This window comes from Klebsiella sp. H-Nf2, assembly GCF_002806645.1.
In the GTDB taxonomy this organism is placed as follows: Bacteria; Pseudomonadota; Gammaproteobacteria; order Enterobacterales; family Enterobacteriaceae; genus Klebsiella; species Klebsiella variicola.
Map to the genome: position 1 here is coordinate 51,061 of NZ_PIBL01000003.1, position 15,493 is coordinate 66,553.

The following is a 15,493-nucleotide window of genomic DNA, read 5'->3' on the forward strand; positions in this document are numbered from 1 at the left end:
AGGTTGAACTCACGATGAAAACGCCGCTGATCACCCGCGAGGGATATGAAAAACTGAAGCAGGAAATGGACTATCTGTGGCGCCAGGAGCGCCCGGAAGTGACCAAAAAGGTGACCTGGGCCGCCAGCCTTGGCGACCGCAGCGAGAACGCGGACTACCAGTACAACAAAAAGCGCCTGCGGGAGATCGATCGCCGGGTCCGCTATCTGACCAAATGTCTGGAGCAGTTAAAGATAGTCGATTATTCCCCGCAGCAGGAAGGCAAAGTCTTCTTCGGCGCCTGGGTAGAGATCGAAAACGACGAGGGTGACACCAAACGCTTTCGCATCGTCGGCTACGATGAGATTTTTGGCCGCAAAGACTACATCTCCATCGACTCGCCAATGGCGCGCGCCTTATTGAAAAAAGAGGTCGGCGATCTGGCTATCGTTAACACGCCGGCGGGCGAAGCCAGCTGGTATGTCAACGAGATCGAATACGTAAAATAGACAAGAACTTTCCGAGAGACACCGGGCGCAGCTGGCATTTTCAGCCGTCAGTCCGTATAACTAGTCCCTGATTTTTGACCCTAAAGATGAATTAAAAGCCATGATGAATGATTCGCTCTGCCGCATTATTGCGGGTGAACTTCAGGCCAGAGCCGAACAGGTAGAAGCTGCCGTTCGCCTGCTTGATGAAGGGAACACCGTGCCGTTTATTGCACGTTATCGTAAAGAAGTCACCGGCGGTCTGGATGACACGCAGCTGCGTAATCTGGAAACCCGCCTCGGCTATCTGCGCGAACTCGAAGACCGTCGTCAGGCGATCCTCAAATCCATCGGTGAACAGGGCAAACTGACCGACGCGCTGGAAAAAGCCATCACCACCACGCTCAGCAAAACTGAACTGGAAGACCTCTACCTGCCGTACAAGCCGAAGCGTCGTACCCGCGGACAGATTGCCATCGAAGCCGGGCTGGAGCCGCTGGCTGAGCTGCTGTGGAACGAACCGGCTCACGAGCCGGAAGCCGAGGCGGCAAAATACATCAACGCTGACAACGGCATCGCCGACAGCAAAGCGGCGCTGGACGGCGCGCGCTATATTCTGATGGAGCGGTTTGCCGAAGACGCCGCGCTGCTGGCTAAGGTCCGTGACTATCTGTGGAAAAACGCGCACCTGGTTTCCACCGTCGTCAGCGGCAAAGAAGAGGAAGGCGCCAAATTCCGCGACTACTTCGATCACCATGAACCGATCGCCACCGTGCCATCGCACCGCGCGCTGGCGATGTTCCGCGGTCGCAACGAAGGCGTGCTGCAGCTCTCTTTAAACGCCGATCCGCAGTTTGACGAGCCGCCGAAAGAGAGCCACGGCGAGCAAATTATTATCGACCACCTTGGCCTGCGCCTGAATAACGCCCCGGCGGACAGCTGGCGTAAAGGCGTCGTCAGCTGGACCTGGCGCATCAAAGTCCTGATGCATCTCGAAACCGAGCTGATGGGCACCGTGCGCGAACGCGCGGAGGATGAAGCCATCAATGTCTTCGCCCGTAACCTGCACGACCTGCTGATGGCGGCGCCCGCCGGGCTACGCGCCACCATGGGACTCGATCCAGGCCTGCGCACCGGCGTTAAAGTCGCCGTCGTTGACGGTACCGGCAAGCTGGTGGCTACCGATACCATCTACCCGCATACCGGGCAGGCCGCTAAAGCGGCGGTGGCGGTTGCCGCGCTGTGTGAAAAGTACAACGTTCAGCTGGTGGCTATCGGCAACGGTACCGCTTCGCGTGAAACCGAGCGTTTCTTCCTCGACGTGCAGAAACGGTTCCCGAAAGTCACCGCCCAGAAGGTGATTGTCAGCGAAGCGGGCGCTTCCGTTTACTCCGCCTCCGAACTGGCGGCGCTGGAGTTCCCGGACCTCGACGTGTCGCTGCGTGGCGCGGTCTCCATCGCCCGTCGTCTGCAGGATCCTCTGGCCGAGCTGGTGAAAATCGACCCGAAATCGATTGGCGTCGGCCAGTATCAGCACGATGTTAGCCAGACCCAGCTGGCGCGTAAGCTGGACGCGGTGGTAGAAGACTGCGTGAACGCCGTCGGCGTTGACCTGAATACCGCCTCCGTTCCGCTGCTGACTCGCGTCGCCGGCCTGACCCGCATGATGGCGCAGAATATCGTCGCCTGGCGCGACGAGAACGGCCAGTTCCAGAATCGCCAGCAGTTGCTGAAAGTCAGCCGTCTGGGGCCGAAAGCCTTTGAACAGTGTGCGGGCTTCCTGCGTATCAACCATGGCGATAACCCGCTGGACGCCTCCACCGTGCACCCGGAAGCCTATCCGGTGGTCGAACGCATTCTGGCCGCCACCCAGCAGGCGCTGAAAGATCTGATGGGCAACAGCAGCGAACTGCGTCATCTGAAGGCCGTGGATTTCACCGATGAGAAGTTCGGTGTTCCGACCGTCACCGACATTATCAAAGAGCTGGAAAAACCGGGCCGCGATCCGCGTCCGGAGTTTAAGACGGCGAAATTCGCTGATGGCGTAGAGACCATGAACGATCTGCTGCCGGGGATGATCCTGGAAGGCGCCGTCACCAACGTCACCAACTTCGGCGCGTTTGTCGATATCGGTGTCCATCAGGACGGACTGGTTCACATTTCGTCGCTTTCTGACCGGTTTGTTGAAGATCCACACACCGTGGTGAAAGCGGGCGACATCGTGAAGGTGAAGGTCATGGAAGTCGATCTGCCACGTAAACGTATCGCCCTGACCATGCGTCTCGACGAGCAGCCAGGCGACAGCAACGTCCGCCGCGGCGGCGGTCAGGATCGCCCGCAGGGTAACCGCCCGGCCGCGAAAGCCGCCAAACCCCGCGGTCGCGAGGCACAGCCTACGGGTAACAGCGCGATGATGGATGCCCTGGCCGCGGCAATGGGTAAAAAACGCTAATCTCTCCCTGCCCCTGTTCAGGGGCAGTTTTCATTTTTCATACCCTGGCGATACGGCCGCCATTACGCGCAAAACGGGTTCAGTCATTTCTGATAGCCTGCATTAATTCCGTTCAGAAAAGACAGCGAAATTATTATTTTCATTTCGTTAACTTAAGAAACCTTAATTAAACATTAAACCGACGAAATAATATTTCGCGCATTTTTGATTACAGCCGGACTTTGCGGCATATCAAAGAAAAGGTGATTTTCGCTATAAAAATAGCGTTTAGCGCATCATATGTATTGATGATAAAAACCATTCTCATTATCATCATTTTCAGTACGCTTTTTCCTTTTTCGTTGGCTACGGTCCCCGGCGCGGCTGTCCCAGACGCCCGGTCAATTCTTCTTCGGTTAGCGATACACAAGTAGGCCCTATGCAATTCACACCTGATAGTGCGTGGAAAATTACCGGATTCTCCCGCGATATTAGCCCAGCATACCGTCAGAAATTGCTTTCCCTCGGCATGCTGCCCGGTTCCTCTTTTCATGTGGTTCGCGTAGCGCCGCTCGGCGATCCTGTTCATATTGAAACCCGACGCGTCAGTCTGGTATTACGCAAAAAAGATCTCGCCTTAATCGAACTGGAAGCGGTTGCACAATAACGGCTGGCCGGCACAAGAGTGTGAAATATGAAAAAATTAACCGTTGGTTTAATTGGTAATCCTAATTCCGGCAAGACCACCTTATTTAATCAGCTGACCGGCGCCCGCCAGCGCGTAGGCAACTGGGCCGGGGTCACCGTTGAGCGTAAAGAGGGGGTTTTCGCCACCACTGACCACCAGGTCACGCTGGTCGACCTCCCGGGGACCTACTCCCTGACCACTATCTCCTCGCAGACCTCGCTGGACGAGCAGATTGCCTGCCACTACATCCTGAGCGGCGATGCCGACGTGCTGATTAACGTGGTCGATGCCTCCAACCTCGAGCGAAACCTCTATCTGACGCTGCAGCTGCTCGAGCTGGGGATCCCCTGCGTCGTCGCGCTGAACATGCTGGATATCGCCGAAAAGCAGCAGGTGCGAATTGATATCGACGCCCTCGCCGCCCGTCTCGGCTGCCCGGTCATTCCGCTGGTCTCAACCCGCGGACGCGGGATCGAAGCGCTGAAGATTGCCCTCGACCGTCATCAGGCAAACAGCGATATTGAGCTGGTTCACTATCCGCAGCCGCTGCTGCGCGAAGCTGACCTGCTGGCGCAGCAAATGTCAGAGCAGATCCCGACCCGGCAGCGGCGCTGGCTGGGTCTGCAGATGCTGGAGGGCGATATCTACAGCCGGGCCTATGCCGGCGACGCCGCCGATAAACTGGATATTGCTCTGGCGAATCTCAGCGACGAGATCGACGACCCGGCGTTGCATATCGCAGACGCGCGCTATCAGACCATCGCCGCCGTTTGCGACGCCGTCAGCAACACCCTGACCGCCGAGCCAAGCCGCTTCACCGCGGCAATGGACAAAGTGATCCTCAACCGCTTCCTCGGGTTGCCGATTTTTCTCTTTGTCATGTACCTGATGTTCCTGCTGGCGATCAACATCGGCGGCGCGCTGCAGCCGATTTTCGATGCCGGCTCAGTCGCGGTCTTTATTCACGGTATTCAATGGCTGGGCTACACCCTGCACTTCCCGGACTGGCTGACCGTCTTCCTCGCCCAGGGGATCGGCGGTGGTATCAACACCGTGCTGCCGCTGGTGCCGCAGATCGGCATGATGTATCTGTTCCTCTCCTTCCTTGAGGACTCCGGTTACATGGCGCGCGCCGCCTTTGTGATGGACCGCCTGATGCAAGCCCTCGGCCTGCCGGGGAAATCCTTTGTCCCGTTGATTGTCGGTTTCGGCTGCAACGTGCCGTCGGTGATGGGTGCCCGCACCCTTGACGCGCCGCGCGAGCGTCTGATGACCATTATGATGGCGCCGTTTATGTCCTGCGGCGCGCGGCTGGCGATCTTCGCTGTCTTCGCGGCCGCGTTCTTTGGTCAGAACGGTGCGCTGGCGGTCTTCTCGCTCTACGTACTGGGCATTGTGATGGCCATTCTCACCGGCCTGATGCTGAAGCACACCATTATGCGCGGTGAAGCCTCGCCGTTCGTGATGGAGCTGCCGGTGTACCACGTCCCGCACATCAAGAGCCTGATTATCCAGACCTGGCAGCGCCTGAAAGGCTTTGTGCTGCGCGCCGGGAAGGTGATCGTCATTGTCAGCATTTTCCTCAGCGCGCTGAACAGCTTCTCGCTGAGCGGTAAGGTCGTCGACAACATCAACGACTCCGCGCTGGCCTCGGTGAGCCGGGTCATTACGCCGGTGTTTAAACCGATCGGCGTGCATGAAGATAACTGGCAGGCCACCGTCGGCCTGTTTACCGGCGCGATGGCGAAGGAGGTGGTGGTCGGTACGCTGAACACGCTCTATACCGCCGAAGATATCCAGAATGAGGAATTCAATCCGCAGACCTTCAGCCTCGGCGAAGAACTGCTCGCCGCCGTCGACGAGACATGGCAGGGACTGAAAGACACCTTCAGCCTCAGCGTCCTGGCCAACCCCATCGAAGCCAGCAAAGGCGATGGCGAAATGGCCACCGGCGCCATGGGCGTGATGGGCAGTAAATTTGGCAGCGCGGCGGCGGCATACAGCTACCTGATCTTCGTCCTGCTCTATATCCCCTGCATCTCGGTGATGGGCGCCATCGCCCGCGAATCGAGCCGTGGCTGGATGACCTTCTCCATCCTGTGGGGGCTGAATATCGCCTATTCGCTCTCGACGCTCTACTACCAGACCGTCAGCTTTAGCGACCACCCGCGCTACAGCCTGGTGTGTATCCTGGCGGTGGTGTTGTTCAACGTGGTGCTCTTCGGCCTGCTGCGCCGGGCGCGCAGCCGGGTGGATGTCTCGCTGCTGGCCACCCGAAAAACGCCGGCCTCCTGCTGTTCCAGCCCGGCTGGCGATTGCCACTAAGGAGGGTCTGTGGCGTCGTTAATGGAAGTCCGCGATATGCTGGCCCTGCAGGGCCGCATGGAGGCGAAACAGCTCAGCACCCGCCTGCGGACGCCTCAGCCACTGATTGACGCGATGCTGGAACGGATGGAAGCCATGGGTAAGGTGGTACGGATCAGCGAAACGAGCGAGGGCTGTCTCTCAGGCAGCTGTAAAAGCTGTCCTGAAGGGAAAGCGGCGTGCCAGCAGGAGTGGTGGGCGCTGCGATGAAAGGAGTCAGGCCAGGTCATGCAACAAGGTAAATGAGTGAGACATCAGTGAAAAACGGGCCTGCAGGCCCGTTTTTTATGACTGGATTATTTATAAACGTCAGCGTTAGCGTGAACGGTTTTTTCGTTTTTCTGCCCGGCAATCACCACAAAGTATTTCCCACCCAGCTCATCCGCTTTTTTAGACAGATCGCGTCGAGCGTCCATCGGTGACGTCGTCCTGGAGGTCGTAATGCTGCCGACCTTGGTCAAATTCATCTTCGCCACGTCTTCTTTTTGGATCTCTTTCGCAGCGAATGCGCCAAACGACAGGGTGCCAATCACCAGAGATGCAACCATTCCTGTAACAAGTTTCATAGCCTCTACTCTCCATAAGGTTGTTATTGTAGGTCACGGTGGCGGAATGAAATAATCAACCACCGTAACAACCTAAGTATTGCTAGGAATGGCCCTTTTACCATCGCGCGGCAAAAAAAATTACCCCAGCCGCTTTTTCAACGCCAGCAGCGGCTCGCAGAACGCCTCGGGATGAGAAACAAACGGCGCATGCGCTGCCTTATCAAAAAGGATCGACTCGCTTTCCGGCCACAGCTTATCCAGCAGCGGAACAATCTTGCGCGGCACCAGTCCGTCCAGCCGACCATACAACCGCAGCAACGGCATCGGCAGCCCGACCAGCGCCTGGCGCAGATCGACCGTTCTGAGGATCTCCAGTCCGCCGTTCAACGCCTCGGCGGAAGGCATCGGCAGCGAGAGCACCGCCTGCTTTAACGCCCGCGCATCCTGACGCGCGCTCTCTGTGCCCATGGTTTGCAGAGCGAGGAATCGCTCGACGGTGCGCTGGAAATCTTCGCTCAGCTGCTGCTGAAACCCGGCCAGCACCTCGGGCTTGATGCCGGGCCAGTCGTCACGGGCCGCGAAACAGGGGGAAGACGCGACCGTCACCAGCGCCTGCACGCGTTCCGGATACATCATCGCGACCTGGCTTGCCACCAGCCCGCCCAGGCTCCAGCCCAGCCACACCGCCTGAGGCGGTGCCTGCTCCAGCACCCGCTGCGCCATCGCCTCGAGCGACATCGTCCCATATCCGCCGCTGCGGCCATAGCCCGGCAGGTCCACCAGGTGGAGGGTAAAATGCGAAGCCAGCTGCGGCGTGATGCAATCCCATACCTGAGCGTTCAGCCCCCAGCCGTGCAGCAGCACAAGATGACAATCACCTTCGCCGATTGTTTGCCACCAGATGTCGTTCATCCGTTACCGTTCTCTTTTTTACTGGACAGAAGGCCAAATATGCTAACAGCACACAGCTTATGCTGGCTATGCCAAATGCCGCTGGCGCTCGCCCACTGGGGGTTCTGCTCTCGTTGCAGCCGCGCCCTGCTCGCCTGCCCCCCGCTCTGCCCGCAGTGTGGCCTGCCGGCGGCGACATCCCATCACCCCTGCGGCCGCTGCCTGCAAAAGCCGCCTCCCTGGCATCGGCTGGTGGCGGTCAACGACTATCGCCCACCGCTGAGCGGTCTGGTCCAGCAGTTGAAGTTTCACCATCGTCCGGAGCTGGGGCCCGCCCTGGCGCGTCTGCTGCAGCTGCGCCTTAAGCAGCGGCACGATTTGCCGCCGGTGGACGGTATGGTCGGCGTACCGCTGTGGCGCCGTCGTCGCTGGCATCGAGGTTATAATCAGTGTGACGAGCTGTGCCGGCCGCTAGCCCGCTGGCGAGGATGTCTTTGGCATCGCGATGGTCTGACGCGCCAGCGAGCCGGCGCCGTTCAGCATTCGCTTAATGCCCGTTTACGCAGGCAGAACCTGAAAAATGCCTTTCAGCTTGAATTTGCCGTGCAGGGACTCCATATCGCTATCGTGGATGATGTCGTCACGACCGGCAGCACCGTCGCCGAGATATCCCGCCTGCTTTTGCGAAACGGCGCCGCGACGGTTCAGGTATGGTGTTTGTGCCGTACCTTGTAGACCCCCGCTGATGGGCGTATTATAACCCAGTAAAATAGTCAACTATTAGGCCAACGCTATGATCCGTATTTCCGATGCTGCACAAGCGCACTTTGCCAAACTGCTGGCAAATCAGGAAGAAGGGACGCAAATTCGCGTATTTGTGATTAATCCCGGCACCCCAAACGCTGAGTGCGGCGTATCTTACTGCCCACCGGATGCGGTGGAAGACACCGACACGGCGCTGAAATTTGAACAGCTGACCGCCTATGTCGATGAACTCAGCGCGCCGTATCTGGATGACGCTGAAATCGATTTCGTCACTGACCAGCTTGGCTCTCAGCTGACGCTGAAAGCGCCGAACGCTAAAATGCGTAAAGTCTCTGACGATGCCCCGCTGATGGAGCGCGTCGAATACCTGCTGCAGTCGCAGATTAACCCGCAGCTGGCGGGCCACGGCGGCCGCGTGTCGCTGATGGAAATCACCGACGACGGTCTGGCTATTCTGCAGTTCGGCGGCGGATGCAACGGCTGCTCGATGGTCGACGTGACCCTGAAAGAAGGCATTGAAAAACAGCTGCTGAATGAGTTTCCGGAGCTGAAAGGGGTTCGCGATTTGACCGAGCATCAGCGCGGCGAGCACTCCTACTACTAAGTTTTCTCGCCGGCGGCAACCTGCCGCCGGCTCTCCCTGGTCCTTTCTGTGTTACCGCGCAACATCTCCCGCTAAATGCCCGGCAAAAACCGGGGAAAGAGTATGACTTAAGTCTCATATTTAACATTTTCCCCCGTCAGGTGATTCTCAACCCTCACATGTTACCCGTATCATCCCCTTCAGGCACCACCGGCAAAAAAATAGCCAGCTATCCTTTCTCTGGGTAAGGATAATGCAAGTGTTTACGGTGCCAGACTATTTTGCTCCCTGATGGAGCAGATGTCTTACAGGTTGAAACTTTGACGTTACCCATAACAAATTAAGGCCAGGTAAATCATGCCATTAATCATCGTTGCTATCGGGGTTGCCCTGTTATTGCTGTTAATGATCCGTTTCAAAATGAACGGCTTCATTGCGCTGGTTCTGGTGGCGCTCGCCGTCGGATTAATGCAGGGTATGCCGCTGGATAAAGTGATCGTCTCCATCAAGAACGGCGTTGGCGGCACCCTCGGCAGCCTCGCGCTGATCATGGGCTTCGGCGCTATGCTCGGTAAACTGCTGGCAGACTGCGGCGGCGCCCAGCGTATCGCCACCACCCTTATCAATAAGTTCGGTAAGAAGCATATTCAGTGGGCGGTTGTGCTAACCGGCTTCACCGTCGGCTTCGCGCTGTTCTATGAAGTGGGCTTCGTGCTGATGCTGCCGCTGGTGTTTACCATCGCCGCCTCGGCCCGCATCCCACTGCTGTACGTCGGTGTCCCGATGGCCGCCGCGCTCTCCGTCACCCACGGCTTCCTGCCGCCGCACCCGGGTCCGACCGCGATTGCCACCATCTTCCATGCCGATATGGGCAAAACGCTGCTCTACGGTACCATTCTGGCTATCCCGACGGTTATCCTGGCAGGGCCGGTGTTTGCGCGCTTCCTGAAAGGCATTGATAAGCCGATCCCGGAAGGCCTGCATAACCCGAAAGTGTTCACTGAAGAAGAGATGCCTGGCTTTGGCGTCAGCGTCTGGACCTCGCTGGTACCGGTGATCCTGATGGCGATGCGCGCCGTGGCCGAGATGATCCTGCCGAAGGGCCACGCCTTCCTGCCGATTGCTGAGTTCTTCGGCGACCCGGTGATGGCCACCCTGATTGCGGTACTGATCGCCCTGTTCACCTTCGGTTTGAACCGCGGCCGCTCCATGGAGCAGATCAACGATACCCTGACTTCTTCTATTAAAATCATCGCGATGATGCTGTTGATCATCGGCGGCGGCGGCGCCTTCAAACAGGTGCTGGTGGATAGCGGCATGGATAAATACATCGCCTCTATCATGCACGAATCGAACATGTCTCCGCTGTTTATGGCGTGGTCTATCGCCGCAGTACTGCGTATCGCGCTGGGTTCAGCGACCGTTGCCGCCATCACCGCGGGCGGGATTGCCGCGCCGCTGATCGCCACCACCGGCGTCAGCCCGGAACTGATGGTTATCGCCGTTGGCTCCGGCAGCGTTATCTTCTCTCACGTCAACGATCCGGGCTTCTGGCTGTTCAAAGAGTACTTTAACCTGACCATCGGCGAGACCATCAGGTCCTGGTCGGTGCTGGAAACCATTATCTCAGTGTGCGGCCTGGTAGGCTGTCTGCTGCTGGGGATGGTGGTGTAAGGTAACTCCCGCCATAGAAAAAGGCCGGTCCGCATTATGCGGGCCGGCCTTTTTTTCAGACATGCTCTTCGCCGCGCAGCGAACGACGCGGCGAGAAGTCATCAGGAGGCGGCTTTCTTGCTCGCCGCCTTACGCCGTTTATCCAGATCCTTAATCAGCTTATTGACCTGTTCATCGGCAAACATCTGCTCCAGGGTGACGGACAGCTTCCGGCGCCAGTTCGGGTATTCGGTGCTGGTACCCGGAATGTTAACCGGCGACGCCATCTCCAGCCAGTCTTCCGGCTGCAGGCCTAACAGGGCACTATTGCTGTCGGCAATGTAACGCTGCATCCCCCGATTGAGGATCCCCGTCATGCTCATCAGCGAGGCCTTATGTCCGGCACGCTTGGGCAGACAACCGTACTTATGCAGCGCATCCAGTAGCCCTTGCTTCGCCAGCTCACGGTCCTGGTACAGTCCGCGCAGCACCACCTCGTCGGGATAGAGCCCCAGCGCTTTACCTAACGTCAGATCGCCGCTTTCCCAGTAGCCGCGGAGGGTGGGCAGGTCGTGCGTTGTCGCCACAGCCATTGATTGCTCCGGGTACAGCGCCGGCGCGCGGAACGTTTTCTCTGCATCACTCTCAAAATAGAGCACCTTATAAGAATAGACGCCGCTATTGCGTAACTTGCTGACAATCTCCACCGGTACCGTGCCCAGATCTTCACCGATCACCATGCAGCGATGACGCTGGCTTTCCAGGGCCAGGAGCGACAGCAGATCGTCGACGGGATACTGAACGTAAGCGCCATGGTCGGCGGTCTCACCATAAGGGATCCACCACAGACGCAGCACCGACATCACGTGATCGATGCGCAGCGCGCCGCAGTTTTGCATATTGGCGCGCAGCAGTTCGATAAACGGCTCATAGGCGCGGGCGGCAATAATATGCGGATCCATCGGCGGCAAGCCCCAGTTCTGGCCCAGCGGGCCCAGAATATCCGGCGGCGCGCCCACGGACGCTTTCAGGCAGTACAGCTCACGGTCGCACCAGGTCTCCGACCCGCCTTCGGCGACGCCCACCGCCAGATCGCGGTAAAGACCGATCGGCATGCTATCGCGCTGGCTGGTTTCCCAGCAGGCGGCAAACTGGCTCCAGGCCAGCCACTGCAACCAGAGATAGAAACTAACGTCGTCCTCATGCTCAATGCAGAAGGCTTTCACCTCCGGACTGTCAATATCCTGCCAGGCCTTCGGCCATGCCGGCCAGCCCCAGCGCAGCGGGTCCTGTTGTACCTGCCAGGCGTGAAGCGCATCGAAAGCGGCCTGCCAGTAGAGGCTTTCCCCTTCGCGCAGAACAAACTCGCGGAACGCCGTCATCTGCTCATCTTCACGACGAGAGAATCGTTTCCACGCCATACGCAGCGCGGTCATTTTCAGCGTGGTGACCGCGGTATAGTCGACATCATCCGTTTGCCGCGCCGCCTGCAAGGCCTGCTGGGTCGCTGCGGACTGCCACCACGCCTGCGCCTCTTCGCTACGCTGGAAATCTTCAACCGCGTTGACGTCGATATAGATGACGTTCAGCCAGCGACGTGAAGACGGGCTATACGGACTGGCGCTCTCCGGGTTCGCCGGATAGAGAGCATGTATCGGGTTAAGGCCAATAAACGACCCGCCGCGGCGGGCGATTTCCGGCAACATGGCCCGCAGATCGCCAAAATCGCCGATCCCCCAGTTTTTCTCCGAGCGCAGGGTATAAAGCTGCACGCAGGTGCCCCACAGCTTTTTCCCCTCTTTTAGCGGCTGCGGCTCGTAGCAGCGGGCTGGCGCGACGATGGTCCGGCAATGCCAACGCTCCCCCTCCTGAGTGAGGGTCAGGGAGTGGTACCCCTCCGGCAATTTGGCCGGCAGCGGCAGTGCTTCGCCGCCGCGGGTTTTCCCTTGATACTGCTTACCGTCCTCAGTGGTCAGGATCCACTGATACTCACCGCGTCCTGCCACCGGCAGCGACATTTTTTTGCCGTGGGTGAAAATTTTCACGTTCGGCAGCGGGTTAACCGCCACTTTCGTGGCGGCGGTAGAGCGATGCATCGCATCCAGCAGGCGCTGTTTGGTGACAGCCGCGATAGACTGCGGCTTGCCGTGCGCGTTGATATAGCTGGGGCTGATGCCCGCCGCCAGCGCGGCATTATCGAGGCGTTTACTCTCCATAGGCCTTCCTTTAGCGTTTCGCCTGCCAGATACGTTGCTGATAATCGCGGATCGAGCGGTCAGAGCTGAACATGCCGCAGCGCGCGGTGTTGAGGATAGTCGCGCGAGTCCAGGCCTCCTGGTCGCGGTACAGCTCATCTACCCGTTTTTGCGCCGCCACGTAGGCTGCGAAATCGGCCAGCACCAGGTACGGGTCACCACCCTGCAGCAGGCTGTGCAGCATCTGGTCGAAGGCATGCTTGTCGCCGTTGCTGTAGGTACCGTTCTCCAGTTCCTTAAGCACTGCATCGAGCAGTTTGTCTTTTTTACGCCATTTCAGCGGATCGTAGCCTTTCGCTTTCAGCGCTTTTACTTCTTCTACCGTGTGACCGAAGATAAAGATGTTCTCCTCGCCCACCTGCTCGGCGATTTCCACGTTAGCGCCATCCAGCGTCCCGACGGTCAGCGCGCCGTTCAGCGCCAGCTTCATGTTGCCGGTGCCAGAGGCTTCTTTACCCGCGGTGGAGATCTGCTCGGAGATATCCGCCGCCGGGATCAGTTTTTCCGCTGCCGATACACAATAGTCCGGCAGGAAGACCACTTTCAGCTTATCGCCGACTTTCGGGTCGTTGTTGATCGCTTCCGCTACCTTATTGATGGCAAAAATAATGTTTTTCGCCAGATAGTAGCCCGGCGCTGCTTTCGCGCCGAACAGGAAGACGCGCGGTACGCGATCGGCCTGCGGATTTTCGCGGATCTCTTTGTACAGCGCGAGAATATGCAGCAGGTTGAGATGCTGACGCTTGTACTCGTGCAGACGTTTGATCTGGATATCGAAAATCGCCTGCGGGTTAATCTCAATCCCGGTGCGCTGCTTCACAAACTCGGCCAGATGGACTTTGTTGGCCTGTTTAATATCACGATAGGTCTGACGGAATGCCGCATCGTCAGCGTATTTTTCCAGGTTGATCAGCTGGTCAAGGTCATTGGCCCACTCTTTTTTCAGCGTCTCATCCAGCAGCGAGGCCAGCGCCGGGTTGCACTGCTTGATCCAGCGGCGCGGCGTGATGCCGTTGGTCACGTTATGGAATTTGTTCGGCCACAGCTGGTTATATTCCGGGAACAGATCTTTCACCACCAGGTCAGAGTGCAGCGCCGCCACGCCGTTGACGGCAAAACCGCTCACCACGCACATGTTGGCCATCCGAACCTGCTTGTCATGCACCACCGCCAGCTTCGCCCAGACCTGCTTATCGCCAGGCCAGGTTTTATCCACCAGCAGTTTAAAGCGGTCGTTAATCTCTTTAATGATCTGCATATGGCGCGGCAGCAGCGCTTTCACCAGCTTCTCATCCCAGCACTCCAGCGCTTCCGGCATCAGGGTGTGGTTGGTGTAAGCAAAGGTTTTGCTGGTGATCGCCCAGGCGTCGTCCCAGCTCAGCTGGTGCTCATCAATCAGCACGCGCAGCAGTTCCGGGATAGCAATGGTCGGGTGCGTATCGTTCAATTGGATCACTTCGTAGTCCGCCAGTTCGGACAGCTTGCGACCTGCCAGATGATGGCGGCGCAGGATATCGGCCACCGAGCAGGCGCACTGGAAGTACTGCTGCATCAGGCGCAGTTTTTTACCGGCCTGATGGTTGTCGTTCGGGTACAGCACCTTAGTCAGTTTTTCCGCGTCGATGCCCTGCTGCTCGGCGCGCAGGAAATCGCCATCGTTGAATTTGGTCAGGTTGAACGGATGAGCGTGTTTGGCCTGCCACAGACGCAGCGGCTGGGCGACATTGTTGCGATAGCCGAGCACCGGCAGATCCCAGGCTTCGCCGGTAATGACGAACGCCGGCTGCCATTCGCCGTTTTTGCTGACTTTACCGCCGATGCCAACCTGGACATCCAGCGCGTCGTTATGGCGGAACCAGGGGTAGTTGTTACGACCCCAGTCATCCGGGGCTTCCATCTGCTGGCCATCGTCAAAAGACTGGCGGAACAGACCATACTGGTAGTTGAGGCCGTAACCGGTGGCCGACTGGCCTACGGTCGCCATGGAGTCGAGGAAGCAGGCAGCCAGACGTCCCAGGCCACCGTTACCCAGCGCCGGGTCGGTTTCTTCTTCCAGCAGATCGGTGAGGTTGACGTCATAACCTTTCAGCGCATCGCTCACGCCCTCGTACCAGCCCAGGTTGAGCAGGTTGTTGCCAGTCAGACGACCAATCAGAAACTCCATCGAGATGTAGTTAACGTGACGCTGTCCTTGCGCTGGTTTTGCCACCGGCTGCGCCGACAGAAGTTCCGCCAGCGCTCCGCTGACCGCGCGCCACCATTGACGCTGCGTCATCTCGGAAGCGGACTGTAAACCAAAATGCTGCCACTGACGCGTCAGTGCAGCTTGAAACTGAGCTTTGTTAAATGAAGTCTGTGACATAATGAGATCCGGGTCCTTTACTAAAACGATGGCGCTAGTGTGCCGACCTCCCGATTCATCGTCCTCATCCCGACGGGGATTAGACAGGGAGGAGTGGCGGGGATGAGCGAAAAGTGTGATCCTGGACACTATAGTGTGGGTGAGAAGGCAAAAATATGCTGTAAAAATCACCGCCGTATGACAATCAAGAAGTGACGTCCGCAGGGTAAAAATTTGTTACAGGCCAATACGCGCTAAAAATCTTCCCGCCTCTCGCCAGGTTATTAAAAAAATAAATAGAGCGCTCTGGAGAAATAAGCACATTTCATCACATTGCCCCGCAAAAAAGATTACTTCTAAGAAATCACTGACAATAATTTAATAAAAACAAACGACTACTCTTCACATAAAATAAATCTCTCCCCGCTCCGCCAGCCGCCGTCTAAAAACCGCTGACGGCGAGTCCTGTCTGCGATTTTTCCCCATTCTCAACCAATGTCAAAATTT

At 57.9% G+C, this 15,493-nt stretch carries 12 protein-coding genes; 8 read left to right on the forward strand and 4 right to left on the reverse strand.

The window, feature by feature from the left end:
- Positions 1-14: 14 nt before the first annotated feature.
- The 5 genes from greB to feoC all read left to right on the forward strand — a co-directional run bounded on the left by greB (position 15) and on the right by feoC (position 6,160).
- A complete protein-coding gene (greB, locus tag CWM58_RS10665) occupies positions 15-488 on the forward strand; it encodes a transcription elongation factor GreB (RefSeq protein ID WP_008807004.1) in 474 nt (157 codons plus the stop codon).
- 100 nt (positions 489-588) lie between these two features.
- Positions 589-2,919, forward strand: coding sequence for a Tex family protein (locus tag CWM58_RS10670; RefSeq protein WP_100680890.1), 2,331 nt, complete (start codon positions 589-591; stop codon positions 2,917-2,919).
- Between the two features lie 418 nt (positions 2,920-3,337).
- Positions 3,338-3,565, forward strand: a complete 228-nt coding sequence (gene feoA, locus CWM58_RS10675) for a ferrous iron transporter A (protein WP_002920506.1) — start codon at positions 3,338-3,340, stop codon at positions 3,563-3,565.
- Between the two features lie 27 nt (positions 3,566-3,592).
- The gene (gene feoB / locus CWM58_RS10680) at positions 3,593-5,911 is read left to right on the forward strand and encodes a Fe(2+) transporter permease subunit FeoB (RefSeq protein WP_100680891.1); all 2,319 of its coding nucleotides are present in this window, start codon (positions 3,593-3,595) and stop codon (positions 5,909-5,911) included.
- A 9-nt stretch (positions 5,912-5,920) separates the two neighbouring features.
- The gene (gene feoC / locus CWM58_RS10685; RefSeq protein WP_061153100.1) at positions 5,921-6,160 is read left to right on the forward strand and encodes a [Fe-S]-dependent transcriptional repressor FeoC; all 240 of its coding nucleotides are present in this window, start codon (positions 5,921-5,923) and stop codon (positions 6,158-6,160) included.
- Positions 6,161-6,246: 86 nt separating this feature from the next.
- Here feoC and CWM58_RS10690 read toward each other — a convergent pair whose 3' ends face one another.
- Together CWM58_RS10690 and bioH are read right to left on the reverse strand one after the other, a co-directional pair.
- Complete coding sequence (locus tag CWM58_RS10690) at positions 6,247-6,516, reverse strand: YdgH/BhsA/McbA-like domain containing protein (RefSeq protein WP_002920510.1); 270 nt, start codon at positions 6,514-6,516, stop codon at positions 6,247-6,249.
- A 120-nt stretch (positions 6,517-6,636) separates the two neighbouring features.
- A complete protein-coding gene (gene bioH / locus CWM58_RS10695; RefSeq protein WP_100680892.1) occupies positions 6,637-7,410 on the reverse strand; it encodes a pimeloyl-ACP methyl ester esterase BioH in 774 nt (257 codons plus the stop codon).
- Positions 7,411-7,449: 39 nt separating this feature from the next.
- Between bioH and gntX the strand changes: the two genes are divergently transcribed.
- The 3 genes from gntX to gntT all read left to right on the forward strand — a co-directional run bounded on the left by gntX (position 7,450) and on the right by gntT (position 10,411).
- A complete protein-coding gene (gntX, locus tag CWM58_RS10700; RefSeq protein WP_100680893.1) occupies positions 7,450-8,124 on the forward strand; it encodes a DNA utilization protein GntX in 675 nt (224 codons plus the stop codon).
- A gap of 58 nt (positions 8,125-8,182) precedes the next feature.
- Positions 8,183-8,758, forward strand: a complete 576-nt coding sequence (nfuA, locus tag CWM58_RS10705) for a Fe-S biogenesis protein NfuA (protein ID WP_061153097.1) — start codon at positions 8,183-8,185, stop codon at positions 8,756-8,758.
- A 336-nt stretch (positions 8,759-9,094) separates the two neighbouring features.
- A complete protein-coding gene (gene gntT, locus CWM58_RS10710) occupies positions 9,095-10,411 on the forward strand; it encodes a gluconate transporter (RefSeq protein ID WP_008806999.1) in 1,317 nt (438 codons plus the stop codon).
- Between the two features lie 101 nt (positions 10,412-10,512).
- Here the strand turns inward: gntT and malQ are convergent, their stop codons facing one another.
- Positions 10,513-12,606 (reverse strand): 4-alpha-glucanotransferase, encoded by a 2,094-nt coding sequence (gene malQ, locus CWM58_RS10715; protein ID WP_100680894.1) that lies wholly within the window; start codon positions 12,604-12,606, stop codon positions 10,513-10,515.
- 10 nt (positions 12,607-12,616) lie between these two features.
- Positions 12,617-15,007: a maltodextrin phosphorylase gene (gene malP, locus CWM58_RS10720; RefSeq protein WP_061153095.1), complete on the reverse strand. Its 2,391-nt coding sequence runs from the start codon at positions 15,005-15,007 to the stop codon at positions 12,617-12,619.
- Positions 15,008-15,493 lie beyond the last annotated feature (486 nt).

What these genes read in the sequence shown, in the direction of transcription:
- gntX (WP_100680893.1), top strand. Translation starts at nt 7,450, where the DNA reads ATGCTAACAGCACACAGCTTATGCTGGCTATGCCAAATGCCGCTGGCG.
- bioH (WP_100680892.1), bottom strand. Translation starts at nt 7,410, where the DNA reads ATGAACGACATCTGGTGGCAAACAATCGGCGAAGGTGATTGTCATCTT.
- gntT (WP_008806999.1), top strand. Translation starts at nt 9,095, where the DNA reads ATGCCATTAATCATCGTTGCTATCGGGGTTGCCCTGTTATTGCTGTTA.
- malP (WP_061153095.1), bottom strand. Translation starts at nt 15,007, where the DNA reads ATGTCACAGACTTCATTTAACAAAGCTCAGTTTCAAGCTGCACTGACG.
- malQ (WP_100680894.1), bottom strand. Translation starts at nt 12,606, where the DNA reads ATGGAGAGTAAACGCCTCGATAATGCCGCGCTGGCGGCGGGCATCAGC.
- feoB (WP_100680891.1), top strand. Translation starts at nt 3,593, where the DNA reads ATGAAAAAATTAACCGTTGGTTTAATTGGTAATCCTAATTCCGGCAAG.
- CWM58_RS10690 (WP_002920510.1), bottom strand. Translation starts at nt 6,516, where the DNA reads ATGAAACTTGTTACAGGAATGGTTGCATCTCTGGTGATTGGCACCCTG.
- greB (WP_008807004.1), top strand. Translation starts at nt 15, where the DNA reads ATGAAAACGCCGCTGATCACCCGCGAGGGATATGAAAAACTGAAGCAG.
- nfuA (WP_061153097.1), top strand. Translation starts at nt 8,183, where the DNA reads ATGATCCGTATTTCCGATGCTGCACAAGCGCACTTTGCCAAACTGCTG.
- CWM58_RS10670 (WP_100680890.1), top strand. Translation starts at nt 589, where the DNA reads ATGATGAATGATTCGCTCTGCCGCATTATTGCGGGTGAACTTCAGGCC.
- feoA (WP_002920506.1), top strand. Translation starts at nt 3,338, where the DNA reads ATGCAATTCACACCTGATAGTGCGTGGAAAATTACCGGATTCTCCCGC.